Here is a 15869-nt window from a genome sequence, read left to right on the forward strand (position 1 = left end):
TCAACCCTTACCTATGACAATGATGCCCTGAAGTTTGGGTAGTTTCTACAGGAGATGTTGTACCATCAATCACCTCAAAGTTAGCCATCATACCCGCCTCGTGGTGTTCCAGTATATGGCAGTGGTACATCCAGATACCAGGGCGATTGTCTGGAAGCCAGGCTATTTTGACCGTGCTTTTCGGGGGCAGGTTGTAGGTATCTTTCCAGGCCAGGAACCCGGGTGCTTTGCCGTTCTCTTCGATCACCTGGAAGAAGAAACCATGCAGGTGAAACGGGTGGTCCATACCGCTTGCATTCGACACTTCCCACACCTGCAGCTCTCCTACCCGAACAGGCTTGTCATTGACATGCATGTCGTTGTTCACCAGGAAGTCCATTCCATTCTTCAGGCTTGCCTCCACAGAGAACTTCACTTTTCTGGTGACAGTAGCGTCCGGAAGGGCCAGGGGCATGATCTTTCGCAGGGTGTCTGGAATAAAAGCCACAGATGGCTTCGGCTCTCCTACCTGTATCATGCCGAAAGACTGCCGTTTGGCTTTAACGAATGTCTTCCGGTTATAGGGCAAAGACTCTATGGAAAACAACTCTCCCGCTTCGAAAGGACCAGCCACGATGTCCAGGCGCTCTCCTGGAATGATCAAGGCCTCTGTTACTGTTCTGGGGCTCTCCAGAAGCCCCCCATCCGTACCGATGATGCGGAACTCCCTCCCGCCCAGGTGCAGGACGAAATACCGGGCACTGGCGGCATTGATGAACCGCCATCTTTCTGTTTGGCCAGCAGCCATATCCAAGATGGGAAGCTCCTTGCCGTTTAGCAGCAAGGTATTCCCTTCCCGCCCGTCATGCCGTTCTACCATGCGCGGTATAAACCAGCCTGGCTTTGTGAAGCTGTGATCTGCCGAAAGCTTCATGTCATCCACCAGGAACACCCTTTCCCCATCCGTGGCCGGATCCTGCTCATCAGTCACAACCAAGGCCCCGTACATGCCCCGCTCCATCTGAACGGTCTCGTTTGCGTGCGAGTGGTACCAGAACGTACCGGCATCCGGAACAACAAAACGGTACTCGAACTCCTCTCCTGGCGCGATAGGCTTTTGCATCTCACCGGTTCCGTCCATCGAAGCTGGCAGCCGTATCCCATGCCAATGGACCAGGGTCGGCTCATCCAGGTTGTTCTTTACCTTCACCACCAGGGTATCCCCCCTTCTGGCTTTCAGCACAGGACCGGGAACCTGCTGATTGAATCCCCATGCCTCAATAGTCTTTCCTGGCGCTAGTTCCCAGTTGAATACCCCGGCGTTCAACTCGTAATGAATGGTGTTTGGTTGTGTCATATTTTTCATAGTTTTTTATTGGAATAGTTCGTGATGTTTTACCTGGATGACTTGGATTGTGGCAGGTGGAAGCGCGTTTCCACCTGCCTGTCCCTTAGCTGCAGCAAGTGCATCCGCAAGCACAGTCTTTACCGGCACAGCGCAGGCCGCAGTTACAGTTCGTAAAGCCGCGGCTTCCGGATAAAATGTTCTTTTTCATAGTTCTTTCTTATATGGTGAATGAGTATGGGACAAAGGTACAGCAGCCATGCCCCCTCTGCTTTATAATAAAGAAGCTATGCGTTACATAATTCCAAGAAAGGCCATTTATACTACCCTAGCGGCTGGTGCATAGTTTTATCACCTGCTTACTGCAGCAGGTGCAACCGAACCCAGTCGCGTATGTACCGCTTGCTCTCTTCAGAATAAGGCAAAGCCCGCGTAGTACCTGCATGGCAAAAGGCAGCGACCTTGAAGGAGTGATTCGCCCCCCTGACCGTCACCGTCTGCAGGTGGGCAGGCAGCGCCTGTGGGAAGAGCTGCTGTAAAGCACCCAGGGCATAGGCAGGCGAGACCAAGGCGTCATTTTCCCCAAACAGCAGCAGCAAGGGGCGCTGGACCTGTGTGAGGTAGGGGGCCGGGTCAAACCGCTTGATGGTTTTCAACTGTTTCCAATTCTCCTTGAAGGGCAGCAAGGAGGCCAGGAAAAAGTCCCGGTTCACCATCCGGAGTGCTTTCTCCCGCGCAGCAGTTTCCGGCAGCTGCTCCTGGCACATTAACCTACTCGCGTAGTCATTGCGCACCTGCTCCCGGACACTGAACGTGGGACCAGCCAGCGAAATGCCCCCCACAAAGGTCTCCGGGTACTGGGCAAGGCATACCTGCGTAATCCACCCGCCCTGACTGTGACCGACAACCGCAATTCTCTCACTGTCAATATAGGAAAGTGTTTTCAGGTAGTCCGCCGCCGCCTTGGCATCGGCGGCTCTCCCTTCAAAGTCCGTGCTGAACCATTTTCCTTCAGACGCGCCTACCCCTCGTTTGTCGAAATAAAAAAGCGCCACACTATCCAAAGGCAGGTTGTTCTCCAGTAGTGCCGCGACAAAGGGCGCATAGCTGGCAACAGACGATTCCTTGCTGGACCCCACGCAGAACACGATGGCCGGCACCTTCCCCTGTAAGTTGCGCGGTACCACCAGCTGTCCCGCCAGGGTATACCGGCCACTTTGGAAATTAATCGGCATCCTCCTGTAAAGCGCCGTGCTGTCTTCTACTTGACCCAATGATAGGGGTAGCGGAAAAGCGTGCAAGGGGCTTGACAAGAGGAAAAGCAGGAAAAGCAGGAAAACAGCCCGCCCGCTTTTACGCTCCGACAGGGTCTGTCTGTTCAAATACATCTGTTTACCTATTAGCATAGTGACTGTTTAACAACCTTAGACGCACTGTAAGGGGTCCCCTGAATTGTTATCTTGCGCACGGTAAACCTTTCAGGAGAAAGATACTGTTCTATAAAGGGCAGGTCCGGCGCGTAATAAAATGCCCCGCCAGGTTTTAGGCTCTCCAAAATCTCCATGAAACGCAATGCATAAAGCCGATGATCCCCGTTCACTCGCAAGTGGTGGTGCTGAAAATGGTTGGAGAACCCCAGGTTGCTGATGATGGTTCCCCAGCGCGCCCGGGTCAGGTCAAACTCAAACCAGTCCGCCTGGTACAACCACTCGCTACCCGTCGCATTGCGATCAAGACCGAAAGCCTCCACGCCTAAACTTCTAAGTTGCCTGACCAGGAAAGCCTGCGAACCACAACCCAAATCCAGAACCGGTTCCTGCAGTGTCCCAAGATCAACCTGCAGCAGCTCTAGCTGTGCCTGCGCCGAATATTCTCCACACACTACCTCGGATTGGAGGTAGGGTTCTGAGGGTTTGTAAAGGGCTTTGGCAAAGGGGTTGGAGCTTTTGACCCACCCCTGCAGGGACCGGTAGTGCTGGCTGGCTAATTCAGCTATTGTCTCCTCCTCTACAGCATCAGGCAGGTCCTTGATCCTGCTGAAGAGATTTCTGTACAACCTTTTCAGTACATCCCTGTCAAAGCTGTTGAAATGATAGAACTGGTTAGCCTGACACAGGGACTCCAAAGCTTTGTCTACCAGCAGACTGCTTAATGCCTCCACCTGAGACGTGTTCATCCGCTTCAGCGCCTGCAAATTATTTTTTATATAAGCAACGGTCGCCGGGGCAAAGCCAAAATCTGAAAATTCCTCCTCGCAAAATAGATTTTTCTTCCTGTTATAAAGGAACTGGTTTTTAAGTTGATTCTTTAATGTTTCCATAGTTTAAAATTTGCAGATGGACAGCTTCAACTGCCCGGGAACAGGCACTTAATCCCACACAAGCGGCCTGGGCACTTGAAAAGCACGTAAGTACGTCAGCAGCTGCCCCGTATGTACCGCCTCATGGTAAGCGATCCGAAGCAGGTAGTCCCCTAATTTCCTACGCTGCCCTACCTCTGAACGAATAATCTCCACTTCCTGGAGCTCCTCACCTGTATACCTCCTCACAGTACTTATAAATTGCTCCCTATATGGCTGCGCGAATTCGAGTTCGAACGCGACATCCCGGTAGGTCACATCCTTCCAAGGGGAAACATAGTCAACCAGGTTACCCCTGTTCTGTACGATCCGGTGAAACAAATGCTCCCCTTCCAGCACGTGACGCACCATTTCCAGGCAGGTCATCGCACCGGCGTCAGGTTTCCAGTCATAACAGGATGCAGGCATTGCCTCCCAGAGCTTCGTGCTCCGGCGTCTGATCTCTTCAAAGTTCAATACAAGATTTTCTACGGCGTTCATTTTATTCGTTTAATTTATGAGCAAGGTGCGTTTGGTGCAGGCATCAAGGATGCCACACTAAGATATAAGAGCTATTATACTGTTACAACATTAAATGATTATTTTCGAAGCAGCCCGTAAGGAAGCCATACCTCCCACTCCCCGGCTCCTATGCATACCCAAAGCTATCACTTAGCAGTAGGACGCCTCCGTAATGTCATCATTGTTCTCCATGACCGAAGCAAGTCAGATACCCTGAGTTCCTGCGCAGCATAGGCCTTCATTTTCTGTTCAGCAAGCGAGATAGTGCGTTTGTCAGCCTCTAAAAAGTTTCCACCATGGTATGGGGGCGCAGGATCATATTCGATCAAAAGTTGGATAGCCCTCGCTTCTTCCTCGCCAAAAACTTGACCTGCAATGTATAGCCCCAGGTCTATTCCTGCCGATACTCCGGCTGCCGTTAGGTATTTTCCCTCTGCGACAATCCTCCTTCGCATCGGCACCGCGCCATACTCCTCCAGCAGGTGAACTGTCTTCCAATGGGAGGTGGCCTTCACATGCTGGAGTAGGCCTGCCGCCGCCAGAATAACGGAACCGGAGCAAACGGAGGTGGTCCAACGGCTAGTTCTGTCGATCTTCTTGATCCAGTGCAACAACTTCTTGTTGCGCATCTCACGGACAAACGTGATTCCGGACCCTGGGATCAGCAGCAGGTCAGCACTGTCCACCTCATCGATGGAGTAGTTAGCCTGCAAATGTACAAAGCCTGAGTCAGCCGTTATCTCCCCTTTTTTTTCGGCAACAAACATGACCTCCGCACCGGGCATAAACCGCAGCACTTCATAGGGGCCTATTGCGTCAAGCATGGTCATGCCTTGATAGATGTAAATGACTATTTTCACTAATGTATAAATTTAAAGAAGGAATAGAACCTTTCTAGTGAGACATGGGATTGAACACCTAAAGCATTAACGGCTAACCCCGGTGGCAACGGACACAGCGGAAGCTCCGAAATAACCGACTGCCCCTCCTGAAATATTGCCCGGGGCATTGGCAGGAGTTTTTTCAAACGGTCCTCCGCTTGCATGCTGTTGATTCTTAAGGGCTAACCAGAACTCGTATGCCGCTTTATCCAGGGCGTACAGCTCCACCGTGAAAGCGTCCCCAGCCTGTAGGCTTACCCCCATGTTCGCATGTACCGGCCTGTCTTCAAAGAGCTCATCGCTCTCGACTGCCAACTCATCGGGTTTACGTTCCCCGTTCACTGTCACGTCCCAACGGTAGTAATTTCCCTTACCGGCCGGATCGCGGAAATGGATGTACGGGAAATAGCCTTCTTCCACCATGTGCCCCTCCGCTTTGTAGACAAACGTCAATGAATCTATCGGAGCGACAGCAGGCATGTAACTCTGAGCGGTATACTCCTTCCCACTTGTCATTACCTTCAGGTAGTACGTGTTACCGGGCTGCCCCTGCAATATACTGGTCTGGTATAGTCCCTCGCTCACCTGCTTTAGGGTATCGATCGTGCCCAGGTTGTCGGATACAATCACAAGAGCGCCGTTCACGCCTGCGGCAGTTCCCTCCTCCAGGTAACCTTTCGTGGAGGTGAGGCGCACACTGTATGGTCCGGGCTGATCTGTAATAAGACCATCAACAACTAGTTTGGTATCGGTTGATCTGAGTTCGTAATCGATCACTTCCTCACAGCTCGTCAGGCCCAGCACAAGCATAGCCATCAGGTAAATAAATGTCTTTTTCATAATTATATGGCAGTTTGAATTAGAAATTAAAGTTATAGGTCAGCGATGGCACCAGGCCGAACAGGTAGATCTTTACTGCCTCCGTTTTGCTCCTGTCGTCTTCGTTCTCACGGAAGTTAATGGAGAAGGCATTTTTACGGGCATAAGCATTGTACACCGACAGCGTCCAGGAGCTGTGGTATTTCTTGAATTCATTCTCCGGCTTTTCATAAGTGGCGGACAGGTCCAGCCGGTGGTAGTCCGGTAGGCGGTAGCCATTGCGCTCGGAGTATACCGGGTAGGTTCTGCCGTTGTATTCATAGCGGCCGACGGGCATGGTCACCGCCCCACCGGTACTGTAGGTCCAGTTGGCACCCAAGTTGATGCTTGGAGTGAACTGGTAGGCCAGCACCAGGTTGCCGGAGTGGCGGCGATCGTAGCGAGGCGCGTAAGGTTTGCCGTCGTTGATGCCCGGTACCGTGCGCGCCGTTTTCGATAAAGTGTAACTTACCCAGCCTGTCAACTGACCTTTCTGCTTGCGCAGGTAAAACTCAGCCCCGTAGGCTTCGCCCGTACCTCTTAGCAGTTCTGTCTCCAGGCGCTCGTTCAGCAGGATCTCCGCGTAGTCTTTGTAGTCTATTTGGTTGTCCATCCACTTGTAGTATACCTCTACCGAGCCTTCAAACATGTTATCGGCAAAGTTGCGGAAGTAGCCGGCGGCCACCTGGTCAGCCACCTGCGGCTTTACGTAGGTCCCACTCGGGATCCACACGTCGAATGGCAGCGAGGAGGTGGAATTGGAAACCTGGTGCAGGTACTGCAGTGTGCGGTTGTAAGATGCCTTAACAGAGCTCACCTCGTTCAGCTCATACTTTGCCGCGATACGCGGCTCCAGGCCACCATAGTGCTTGATCTTCTCAAAACGATCATAGGTAACCGTGTCCACTGGCATCTCGAATGCCTCATCGTAGAGGTACACACTCCCCGGCCCCATGTTCGTGAAGCTGGACAGGCGCAGGCCATAATCGACGGTCAGCCGGTCAGACAGGCGGTGCTCGTTGCTCAGGTACACGGCGCCTTCCAGGGCACTGGTTGCGTTCAGCTTCATCGCACTTACAAAAGAATTTTCCCCCGGCTTCACCTCGGCAGGCATGAAATTGTGGAAGGTCAGGTGCACGCCAAAGCGCAGCTGGTTGTTGGGATTTAAGAAAAACGTGTAGTCATTCTTGATGCTATAATCCTTGATATGGGACTTCCAGGTAAAAGCTGACTCTTCGGCCTTGGAGCCCAGGGCATAGTCAAAATCAGAGAAGATAAAGGTCGTGTTGGAGAAAAGCCTGTCACTATATAGGTGGTTCCAGCGCACGGTGGCCGTCGCATTCCCCCAGTTCATTTGAAAATCCTTGGTCCCGGCCACATCACGCCCAAAGTAGCCCGAGACAAACAAGCGGTCCTTGTCGTTCAACGTATAATTTACCTTGGCATTCAGGTCATAGAAGTATAAATCGTTGCCTTTGATGTTCTCATCGCCGCTCAACCCAAAGAACATGTCGGCATACGTGCGGCGGCCGGAAAGCACAAATGAGCTTTTGTCTTTCACCAGGGGGGCTTCCACCGTCAGGCGGCTGGAAATGGTCCCGATGCCTCCGGACACCTCCATCTTCTGGTTGTTGCCCTCTTTCATTCTGATGTCAAGGAGCGAGGAAAGCCTGCCCCCGTGCTGCGCCGGAATGCCGCCCTTATAAAGTTGCACATCCTTGATGGCGTCGGCGTTGAATACGGAGAAAAAGCCCATCAGGTGCGAGGCGTTGTACACCGGAGCCTCGTCCAACAGGATCAGGTTCTGGTCTGCCCCACCGCCCCGTACATAGAAGCCGGAAGTCCCCTCGCCGGCCGTCTGCACCCCTGGAAGCAACTGTACCGCCTTTACGATGTCTACTTCCCCCAGCAGCGCCGGCATATTTTTGATATCTGACACCTGCATCTTCAGCGTGCTCATCTCCATGGAGCGTACATTGTTGTCTGCCTTTCGTGTGGTGATCTCCACTTCTTTCAGAACAGTCGGATTCGTTGTCAACGCTACATCCTCTCTCCTGCTGTCATGCAGCTCCAGCTCGGTCGTCTGCGCCATGTATCCCAGGTACGTGTAGATCAGCGTATATTTGCCGGCAGGCAGCGTCAGGGAATAAAACCCATAGCCATTCGTTCCTACGCCTGTCTGGGGAAGCTCCTTTACACTGACGGATGCACCGATCAATGTTTCACCGGTTGCGCGGTCCTTTACATAGCCGCTCACCGTTACCGTCTCCTGTGCCTGTGCTGGCCATACGGCCAGGCAGAGCAACAGTCCTAAAGAGATCAATAAAATTTTTTTCATGGTTTTATATGTTGAAATTATAAATGCTTCCTTTCTTAGGCGGTAACCTGTTACAGCTTAATCACATGACAAAGGTAAAGCGACCTTTAGTGGTCCTTTTTATATAATATAAAGTGCGCGTTACATAATTTCAAGCTCTCCTCTCTTGGACCTGCCCTGTGGAGCGCATGCCACGCAGGCTGCCTCCGGAACTGTCGGATGTGCTAAAAATACAAAGGGGTGCTAGCAGCCATGCTCCTAGCACCCCTTTGCCCAATGCTGCCTTTGCTGGGATCAGCTAAGGCTGTGTGCCAACTGTTGCTTGGCGCGGAAGTACTGCGCTAAGGCCTTTTTCCCAAAATGTTTGAACACCACTGGGGTCACCAGCATATCAAGGGCTGTGGAACTGACCAGGCCACCCAGGATCACCGTGGCAACCGGGTAGAGGATCTCCTTTCCGGGCGCCGCAGCATCCATGGTCAGCGGCAGCAGAGCAAGCGCTGAGACCAGGGCAGTCATCAACACCGGAACCATCCGCTCCAAGGAGCCTCTGATGATCATGGTGTTACTGAAGGTCTCCTGTTCGTGCTCCACCAAATGGATGTAATGAGAGATCATCATGATGCCATTCCGGGTGGCAATGCCGGTCAGGGTGATAAATCCGACCAATGTCGCCACCGAGAAGACACCTCCGGTCAACAGGACAGCGACAACACTACCGATCAGGGCCAGCGGGATGTTTAGCATGATCTGAAGGGCAATGCGAGTAGACCTGAAATGCGTGTACAGCACAAAGAATATACCCACTACGGAGAACAAACTCAGGAGGATGATCCACCGGGTAGCTGCCTGCTGGCTCTCAAACTGCCCTCCCCACTGTACATAGTACCCATTGTCCAGGTGCAATTCCTGCCTTACCCGTTCCTGCATCTCCTGGACCGTACTGCCCAGGTCCCGGCCCTGTACGTTGGCCGACACGACGATCCTGCGCTGTGTGTTCTCGTGGCTGATCACATTGATGCTGTTCTCCAGCTCCACGCTGGCCACCTCCTGCAGGGGAACCACAGAACCATCAGCCAGGGCGATCGGTGTGCGGCGTATCGCCTCCAGGTCTTTTCGGGTAGCATCATCCGTCCGCAGGACAATGTCAAAGTTCCTCTGCCCGTCTATCACCTGCCCTACTACTTCGCCGTTATAGAACGTCTGCACGTCCCGTGCAACGCCCCCTGCCCGCAGTCCATACCTTTTTATGGCCTCCCTGTCCACCCTGATCAGGAGCTGAGGCACCATGACCTGGTTCTCTACCTGGACGTCCACAACCCCCTCCACTGAGCCAATGATGCCTTTCAGGGCCTGCGCCTGCATTCTTAACTCCGTCAGATCATTGCCGAATATTTTGATAGCCACCTGCGCCCGCACCCCGGAGAGAATATGGTCCAGGCGATGAGAGATCGGTTGGCCGATATTGATGCTGACACCGCGAAGCACTGCTAGCCTGGCGCGTATATCGGCCAGGACAACGTCACGCGCTCGCCCGGCCCCCTGCAGGGCCACATCGATCTCAGAATAGCTCGGTGGCTCGGCATGCTCATCTAACTCCGCCCTGCCGGTACGGCGGGAGGTGAGCTTCACTTCGGGCACTTTCAAGAGCTGTTGCTCGGCAATGCGTCCGATCTTTTCTGACTCCACCAGAGAGGTGCCGGCCGGTGCCACGATATTGATCGTGTAACTCCCCTCGTTGAACGGCGGCAAGAATTCGGTGCCGAAGAACGGAATGACAGCGACAGATCCAGCCACCAGCATCGCCGCCAGCGCCATCACCAGCTTAGTGCGGGCAAGCCCCCAGTGCAGCACCTTTACTTCCTGACGCTTGAGAAAGCGAACCAGTACACTATCCTCTGCCTCTGTCACCGCCTGAACGCCTCGGTTCCAAAACTGTAGCCGCGCATGGCGCAGGGTCTCCTTCCTGGAAAGCAAGTAACTACACAAGGCAGGTGTTACGGTCAATGACACCAGCAAAGAAGCCACAATAGAAGTAATGTAGGCAATACCAAGGGGAGTAAATATCCTGCCTTCTATCCCCTGCAGGTAGAAAAGCGGAAGGAAGACCAGCACCACAATAATAGTTGCATAGACAATCGAATTACGGACCTCACTGCTTGCCTCAAATATCACCTGCCGCAAGGGCTTTGGGGACGGAGAAACCCAGTTCTCCCTCAGCCTCCTGTACACATTTTCCACATCCACCACTGCATCGTCCACCAACTCGCCAATGGCAATGGCAAGCCCTCCCAAGGTCAGAGTGTTGATGGAAATGCCGAATGCTTTAAATGTAATGGCTGTGATCATCAGGGAAAGCGGAATCGCCGTCAGGGTAATAATCGTGGTCCTGAAGTTCAGCAGGAAAAGGAACAGGATGACGACCACCAGGATAAACCCGTCCCGTAGCGCCTCTTCCACATTATGGATGGAAGCATTGATAAAATCTTTCTGCTGAAAGACATCGGTATGGATCTGAACATGGTCGGGTAAACCATCTTTCACTTCGTTGAGCGCGCGCAGAATGTCCTCTGTGAGGGCAACTGTGTTCGCGGAAGGCTGCTTCTCAATGCTAAGGATCACCGCAGGCTCCCCCTTGAAAGACCCCTCCCCCCTTTTTAGCGCTGCCCCAAGTCGCACGTCCGCCACCTGGTGCAGCAACACCGGCTTTCCATTGCTTTCTTGCAGCACGATGCCACGCAGGTCTTCCAAGCTAGCAGCCCTCCCGATGGTGTTGATCAGCACTTCCGAACCCTGGTAGTCCATGAATCCGCCCGTCGCATTCAGGTTACTGTGGCGCAAGGCATCCTCCACGGCCGTAACAGGAATACCGTGCTGCCGGAGCTTCTCCGCAGATACCAGCACCTGGTACTGCTGCCGCTCACCGCCGATGGGAATGACCTGGGATACGCCCTTGACACTCATCAGCCTTCGCCGCAGCGTGAAGTCCGCCAGCGTCCGCAACTCGGACGGGGGCAGGGAATCAGAGGTAAGCGCCACCATCATGATCTGCCCCATCACCGAACTGATCGGCCCCAGTTGTGGCGTAATGCCTTCCGGAAGCTCGACCGTCTGAAGCCTCTCGGAAGTAAGCTGCCTTGCCTGATACACATCCGTGTCCCAGTCAAACTCCACGAAGACCATCCCAAGCCCGGCGGAGGCCACCGATCGGACCACCTCCACGCCTGGGGCTCCGTTGAGCGCCGTCTCAACCGGTAGATTCAACTGTGTCTCCACCTCCTCTGGCGCCAGGCCATTAGCCTCCAGGAACACCGTCACCCGTGGCCGGTTTAGATCCGGCAACACATCTACCGGTAGATTCAGCAGCGTTATGGTACCATATACCATCACCAGGGCTGACAAGGCGACGACGAGCAGCCTGTTCTGCAACGAAAACTGTATGAGCCGATTTAACATGCAATCAAGTTTTAGAATAAGGAAATTTGCCTCTCCGCAGGCTTACTGCCGAGAGGCATGATAAATGAATTAATGGGCTGCGTGCGTGCCCGCGACCGGCGATGCCGCCCCCTCCGCTACATTCAAAGTAAAATCAACCGTGTGTACTTTTCCTTTTGCCTTGAACTGGATCCAGCCCCTGTAGATCCCCGGCTCCTTGAACGTGGTGTTCAGATCAAATTTACTGTTTATAACCTCTGGGTGCACGTGTAGGTATTCCTTGTTCTTTAGACTGATCACCACCATGTGTGCCTTTGCTCCTAAAAAGTTTTCCAGCGTGTTCGGGTCAACCAGCTGCCCGTCTTTCAGCAAAGCCCCGGCAACATGGGCCGGCTCTCCGGCCTTAAGCTTTCCACCGGTGACGTCCAACGCCACGGTAAACTCCCCTGCTGTTGCCGTCAGCTGCTCCTTTGAGAAGGTTACGGCTGGCTTTTCCGGCCCATCCACCTTAAATGTGATCTTTTCCACCTGATGCGCTCCGCCAGATGGCTGGTAATCGGCAAACATCACGTAGTTGCCCCCGTGTCGGAAATGCGTTTCAGCGGCACCGGGCCCTGCCGTATACGGTTGTCCCTCAGCCAGCACTTTGATGTCGTAAGACCCGGATGCCTGGTACTCCGGGTGGATGTGTTCAAAGTAAGACAAGTCCTCGCTCACCACGATCAGGTGCACCTTCTTTTCATGCACTTCGTCCAGTGGTACGATCTCCGTAGCGTTGCCCTTTACCTTGGGCGTAAAAAACAGCAGGCCTTCCTTACCCGCCTCTAACTGGAGCGGTTTGCTACGGTAAAGCATCTGATACGAAAGGCCATTGTCCATTCCCCCGTCATCATGCACCAGAGCCATGCCGCACACCGGGCACTTTCCGGGCTGATCGTAGGTCTTGCCCTTTTCGCAGTTCATGCTGCAGCGGTAACTGTGTTGATGCCCCTGCGCCGTGGCAACGGTCTCGGCCTGGGCTGCCCCGGCATGCTCATACGTACCTGCCGTATCACAAGAGAACAGCAGTGCAGAAAGAGATAAAAGCGATAATAATCCTGTTGATTTCATAATTCTATTCTTTAATTGGTTTAGGTTTTATCTATTTAAATAAATGGTCTTTACTTGGTATACACTCGAGACGATGAGCCTTTCCCCTTCTTCCAGGCCTATTAAGATCACTGTTTCCCGCCCGTTATCCTGTCCCTTCAGGATGTGGCGGAGCCGTACCGTTTCCGCATTGTCCTTGACAAAGACGGCCTCTTTGCCGCCTACCTGTATGACAGCCTCCCGCGGAACGCTGATCCGCCCACTGGCAGCAGGCAACACGGCATGGACCCTCAGGTTCTCTCCTATCTTCAGCTCACCCTTCGGGTTCAGCACCTCAAACACCAGGCGACGGGACTGGTTTTCCGTGTGCACGGTCTGGGCAGCTGAAAGCAGCCTTAGCCCGTAGGAAGCACCGCTGCCGGAAGGATGCGTTAGGTAGTAATCCGTCACTTGCTGTAGCTTCAGCTCATCCATGGCGGGCAGCTGCGCCTCCACATATACCTTCTCCAGGCTGGTCACCTGAAAGAGGGTCTCCCCAGCGCTCACGAAGGTACCAGCCGTGTAGGAGAAAGGGGCAACCACCCCTGCGATCGGGGACGTTACTTGCACCAGTTTTGCGCCGGCACTCCCCCGGTTGTGCTGATACAGAATCCTATTCTTTTCTGCGGCCTGGAATCTTGCCTTGGCCTCACTCAGGTCCTTTTGCGCAGCAATGTCGGCGATGCGCTGCAGCCTTTCATAGTGTACTTTCGCCGCGGCGTATTCGGCCTCCACCAGGTTACGCTCCGCTTCCAGGGATATCTGCTCTTCCGCGTTGATCTGCTGCTCCACCAGGGCCAGCACCTGTCCCTTGGCGACACGCTCACCCGGCCGTACCTGCAACGCGCGTAGTTTACCTGACTGAGGGGACTGTATGGCCGCCATCCCCTCAGGGGCACCCAGGACAGTCCCAAACAGGGCAACCGTCTCTTCAAAATCGCCGGAAGTGACACGCTGTGTCAGCACGCTGTACAGAAACTGCGTTTCCTTCTCCATGCGGAACGAACCCGATGCCGCCATGGCCGTTGCCTGCGCAGCGTGCCCCTCATGCGCCTGCACCTTCTGGAAAGAGGTAACCGGTAAAAAGGCAGCTAACACCAGCACGGAAACGGCCAGCCCTGGTTTGGGCCTTCTTCTGACCAGGAGCGTCAACAGCACGCCAGCCACTACCCCACCCACCCCAAAGAGCCAGGAGCCTGTCATAGCGCCGTTTTCCGGCTGCTCGAGCACAGCACCGGGTAAAGCAGTTCCCACTTTGACACTACTTACCTGTAAGAGATCAGGACCCGCCTTGCTGTTCAAGGACACCATCAGGCTGTAGTCCTTTGTGTCGGGGAATATGCCACGCAGTTGGAAAATACCAGGCTCTATTTTACTAGCCTTGATTACCAGGTTCGGGTACCCCGCTACCGACACCTGCAGCGCTGCGCTGTCCACGGGTGCGTTGGTCTCGTAGTCGCTGATGTATAGGGTAAGGGTGGCCGGCCGGCCGGGTGCCAAGGGGCCATGTTTCAGCAGTAGCTCATATTTCCCCGAGGAGGCCTCGGCTGAGAAGTAGGAGACGGCCGCTGTCGGCTCCGCGGCCTGGCCATGGTTCTCCCCTCCATGCCCAAAGGCAAGCACAGGCACCCAAAGCAGGAGCATGATGATCTTTTTCATAGTTCACCTGTTAAATAATTATGAGTTAAAATTGCTTGGTTATAGTCTCGTACCACTTGCAGGTATGTCAAGCGGATGTTACAAGCTTCGTTGATATTGCGCAGGAGGTTGATGTGATCCAGCTCACCGGCATGCAGCATTCGGATGGAAGCGCTTACCATTTGCTGCATGGTGTCCTCCGACCCATGCAGGTTCGCCAATGCCAGGCTGCCGGCCTGCAATGCCTGCCGAACGGCGGTTAGCCGAACAGCCAGATCCTGCTCAAAGCTGCGCCGTTCCTGCTCAGCCATCTCCAGGGAGGCCTTCGCGGCCTCCAAGTGCCCCTTGTACTGCCATTGCCAGAGCGGAATGCTTAGTCCTACCTTTAGTTTGGCGGCATCCCCCATTTCTGCCCGCTGCTCGGGAACGTACTCAAATGCCATATTTGGCAGGCCTTTATGCCGGGCAAGCCGTACCTGCTGTTGGGCTAAAAGCACCTCCTCGGCTAACACGAGCAACCCGGGGTTTTGCTGGAGGGCCACGCTATCAGACCTGTGCTCCTCTCCCCCAGCAGGCACAAGTGCTGTCGTACGAATGGGCATATCCAGACCTGTCCGCAACTGAAGCTGCCTGTTCAGAGAGGTACAGGAAGAAACACTTTGCAGGTATCGTGTGTGGACCTCCTGATACTGTATTAAGGCCGTGCCTTTTTGCAGGAAATCCACCTGGCCGGCCTCGAATTGCCGCGCAGCAGCCTTTGCAAGGCTGGCGTACAAGGTGTCTACCTGGTAAAGCTGGGCTTTCAGGCTTTCAGCATACTGTAGATCCAGGTATAAAAGCCTGATCTCATAGGCTATCTCCCGTAGCGTATGCTGCCTCTCCCGCTCCGCCACCGCTGTCTCCTGCTTCTGAACCTTGTACTGCCGGGCATATACGGTCGGAAACGCAAGCGATTGCGCAATCCCCTTAGAAGAAAGCGATCGTCCCCCCTGCTCTAAGGTGAGTTCCGGTGCGGGAATGCTGAACGCCGTCGGCTCCAGCGCCCGCTGCCTCCTTACCCGCTGCTCAACCGCCGCTGCACGGCCGCTGTACAATAATGCCTTTTCCACCGCCTCATCAGCCGTTAAGAGTTGCTGGGCAAGCATGTTCCCTGGCATAGCAAAAAGAAGAGCCAGAAGCAGGTAATTACGAATCGAAGCTAAACACATTCTCATAGGTTTTTCAGTATCAATAGCATCCCTGGTGGAAAGCAGCAGCGGAGCACTGGTAAACTCCCCTTGGCAAAGCTGCCTGTTGCCTTTTAATGACGCTACAAAATTAGAGGGTCGATGAGGGGTGGACTTTATAGAAAAGAGGGAGAACGTTACATAATTCCTGCTACGGGGGCAGGAGACTTACTTTGGCTGACGCGGCACAAGGAGCTTTGGC

11 protein-coding genes are annotated in these 15869 nt (G+C 53.9%); all 11 read right to left on the reverse strand.

Features of this window, described 5'->3' with window-relative positions; all coding sequences use genetic code 11:
* Window positions 1-7 precede the first annotated feature (7 nt).
* The 11 genes from ACSX1A_RS10550 to ACSX1A_RS10600 all read right to left on the reverse strand — a co-directional run bounded on the left by ACSX1A_RS10550 (window position 8) and on the right by ACSX1A_RS10600 (window position 15655).
* Window positions 8-1345, reverse strand: coding sequence for a multicopper oxidase family protein (locus ACSX1A_RS10550; protein ID WP_439879617.1), 1338 nt, complete (start codon window positions 1343-1345; stop codon window positions 8-10).
* 338 nt (window positions 1346-1683) lie between these two features.
* The gene (locus ACSX1A_RS10555; RefSeq protein ID WP_439879618.1) at window positions 1684-2730 is read right to left on the reverse strand and encodes an alpha/beta hydrolase family protein; all 1047 of its coding nucleotides are present in this window, start codon (window positions 2728-2730) and stop codon (window positions 1684-1686) included.
* Window positions 2724-3644 (reverse strand): class I SAM-dependent methyltransferase, encoded by a 921-nt coding sequence (locus tag ACSX1A_RS10560; protein ID WP_439879619.1) that lies wholly within the window; start codon window positions 3642-3644, stop codon window positions 2724-2726. The genes ACSX1A_RS10555 and ACSX1A_RS10560 overlap by 7 nt, the downstream gene beginning before the upstream one ends.
* A gap of 48 nt (window positions 3645-3692) precedes the next feature.
* Window positions 3693-4163 (reverse strand): DinB family protein, encoded by a 471-nt coding sequence (locus tag ACSX1A_RS10565; RefSeq protein WP_439879620.1) that lies wholly within the window; start codon window positions 4161-4163, stop codon window positions 3693-3695.
* A gap of 167 nt (window positions 4164-4330) precedes the next feature.
* A complete protein-coding gene (locus tag ACSX1A_RS10570) occupies window positions 4331-5044 on the reverse strand; it encodes a DJ-1/PfpI family protein (protein WP_439879621.1) in 714 nt (237 codons plus the stop codon).
* 66 nt (window positions 5045-5110) lie between these two features.
* A complete protein-coding gene (locus tag ACSX1A_RS10575) occupies window positions 5111-5905 on the reverse strand; it encodes a DUF4249 domain-containing protein (protein ID WP_439879622.1) in 795 nt (264 codons plus the stop codon).
* 19 nt (window positions 5906-5924) lie between these two features.
* Window positions 5925-8261 (reverse strand): TonB-dependent receptor, encoded by a 2337-nt coding sequence (locus ACSX1A_RS10580; protein WP_439879623.1) that lies wholly within the window; start codon window positions 8259-8261, stop codon window positions 5925-5927.
* Between the two features lie 273 nt (window positions 8262-8534).
* Window positions 8535-11696: an efflux RND transporter permease subunit gene (locus tag ACSX1A_RS10585; protein ID WP_439879624.1), complete on the reverse strand. Its 3162-nt coding sequence runs from the start codon at window positions 11694-11696 to the stop codon at window positions 8535-8537.
* 69 nt (window positions 11697-11765) lie between these two features.
* The gene (locus tag ACSX1A_RS10590; RefSeq protein WP_439879625.1) at window positions 11766-12785 is read right to left on the reverse strand and encodes a heavy metal-binding domain-containing protein; all 1020 of its coding nucleotides are present in this window, start codon (window positions 12783-12785) and stop codon (window positions 11766-11768) included.
* A gap of 27 nt (window positions 12786-12812) precedes the next feature.
* Window positions 12813-14447 (reverse strand): efflux RND transporter periplasmic adaptor subunit, encoded by a 1635-nt coding sequence (locus ACSX1A_RS10595; RefSeq protein WP_439879626.1) that lies wholly within the window; start codon window positions 14445-14447, stop codon window positions 12813-12815.
* Window positions 14448-14458: 11 nt separating this feature from the next.
* Window positions 14459-15655, reverse strand: coding sequence for a TolC family protein (locus ACSX1A_RS10600; protein WP_439879627.1), 1197 nt, complete (start codon window positions 15653-15655; stop codon window positions 14459-14461).
* Between the last annotated feature and the right edge of the window lie 214 nt (window positions 15656-15869).

The sequence above is a fragment of the Pontibacter sp. MBLB2868 genome, from assembly GCF_051904785.1.
Classification (GTDB): domain Bacteria; phylum Bacteroidota; class Bacteroidia; order Cytophagales; family Hymenobacteraceae; genus Pontibacter.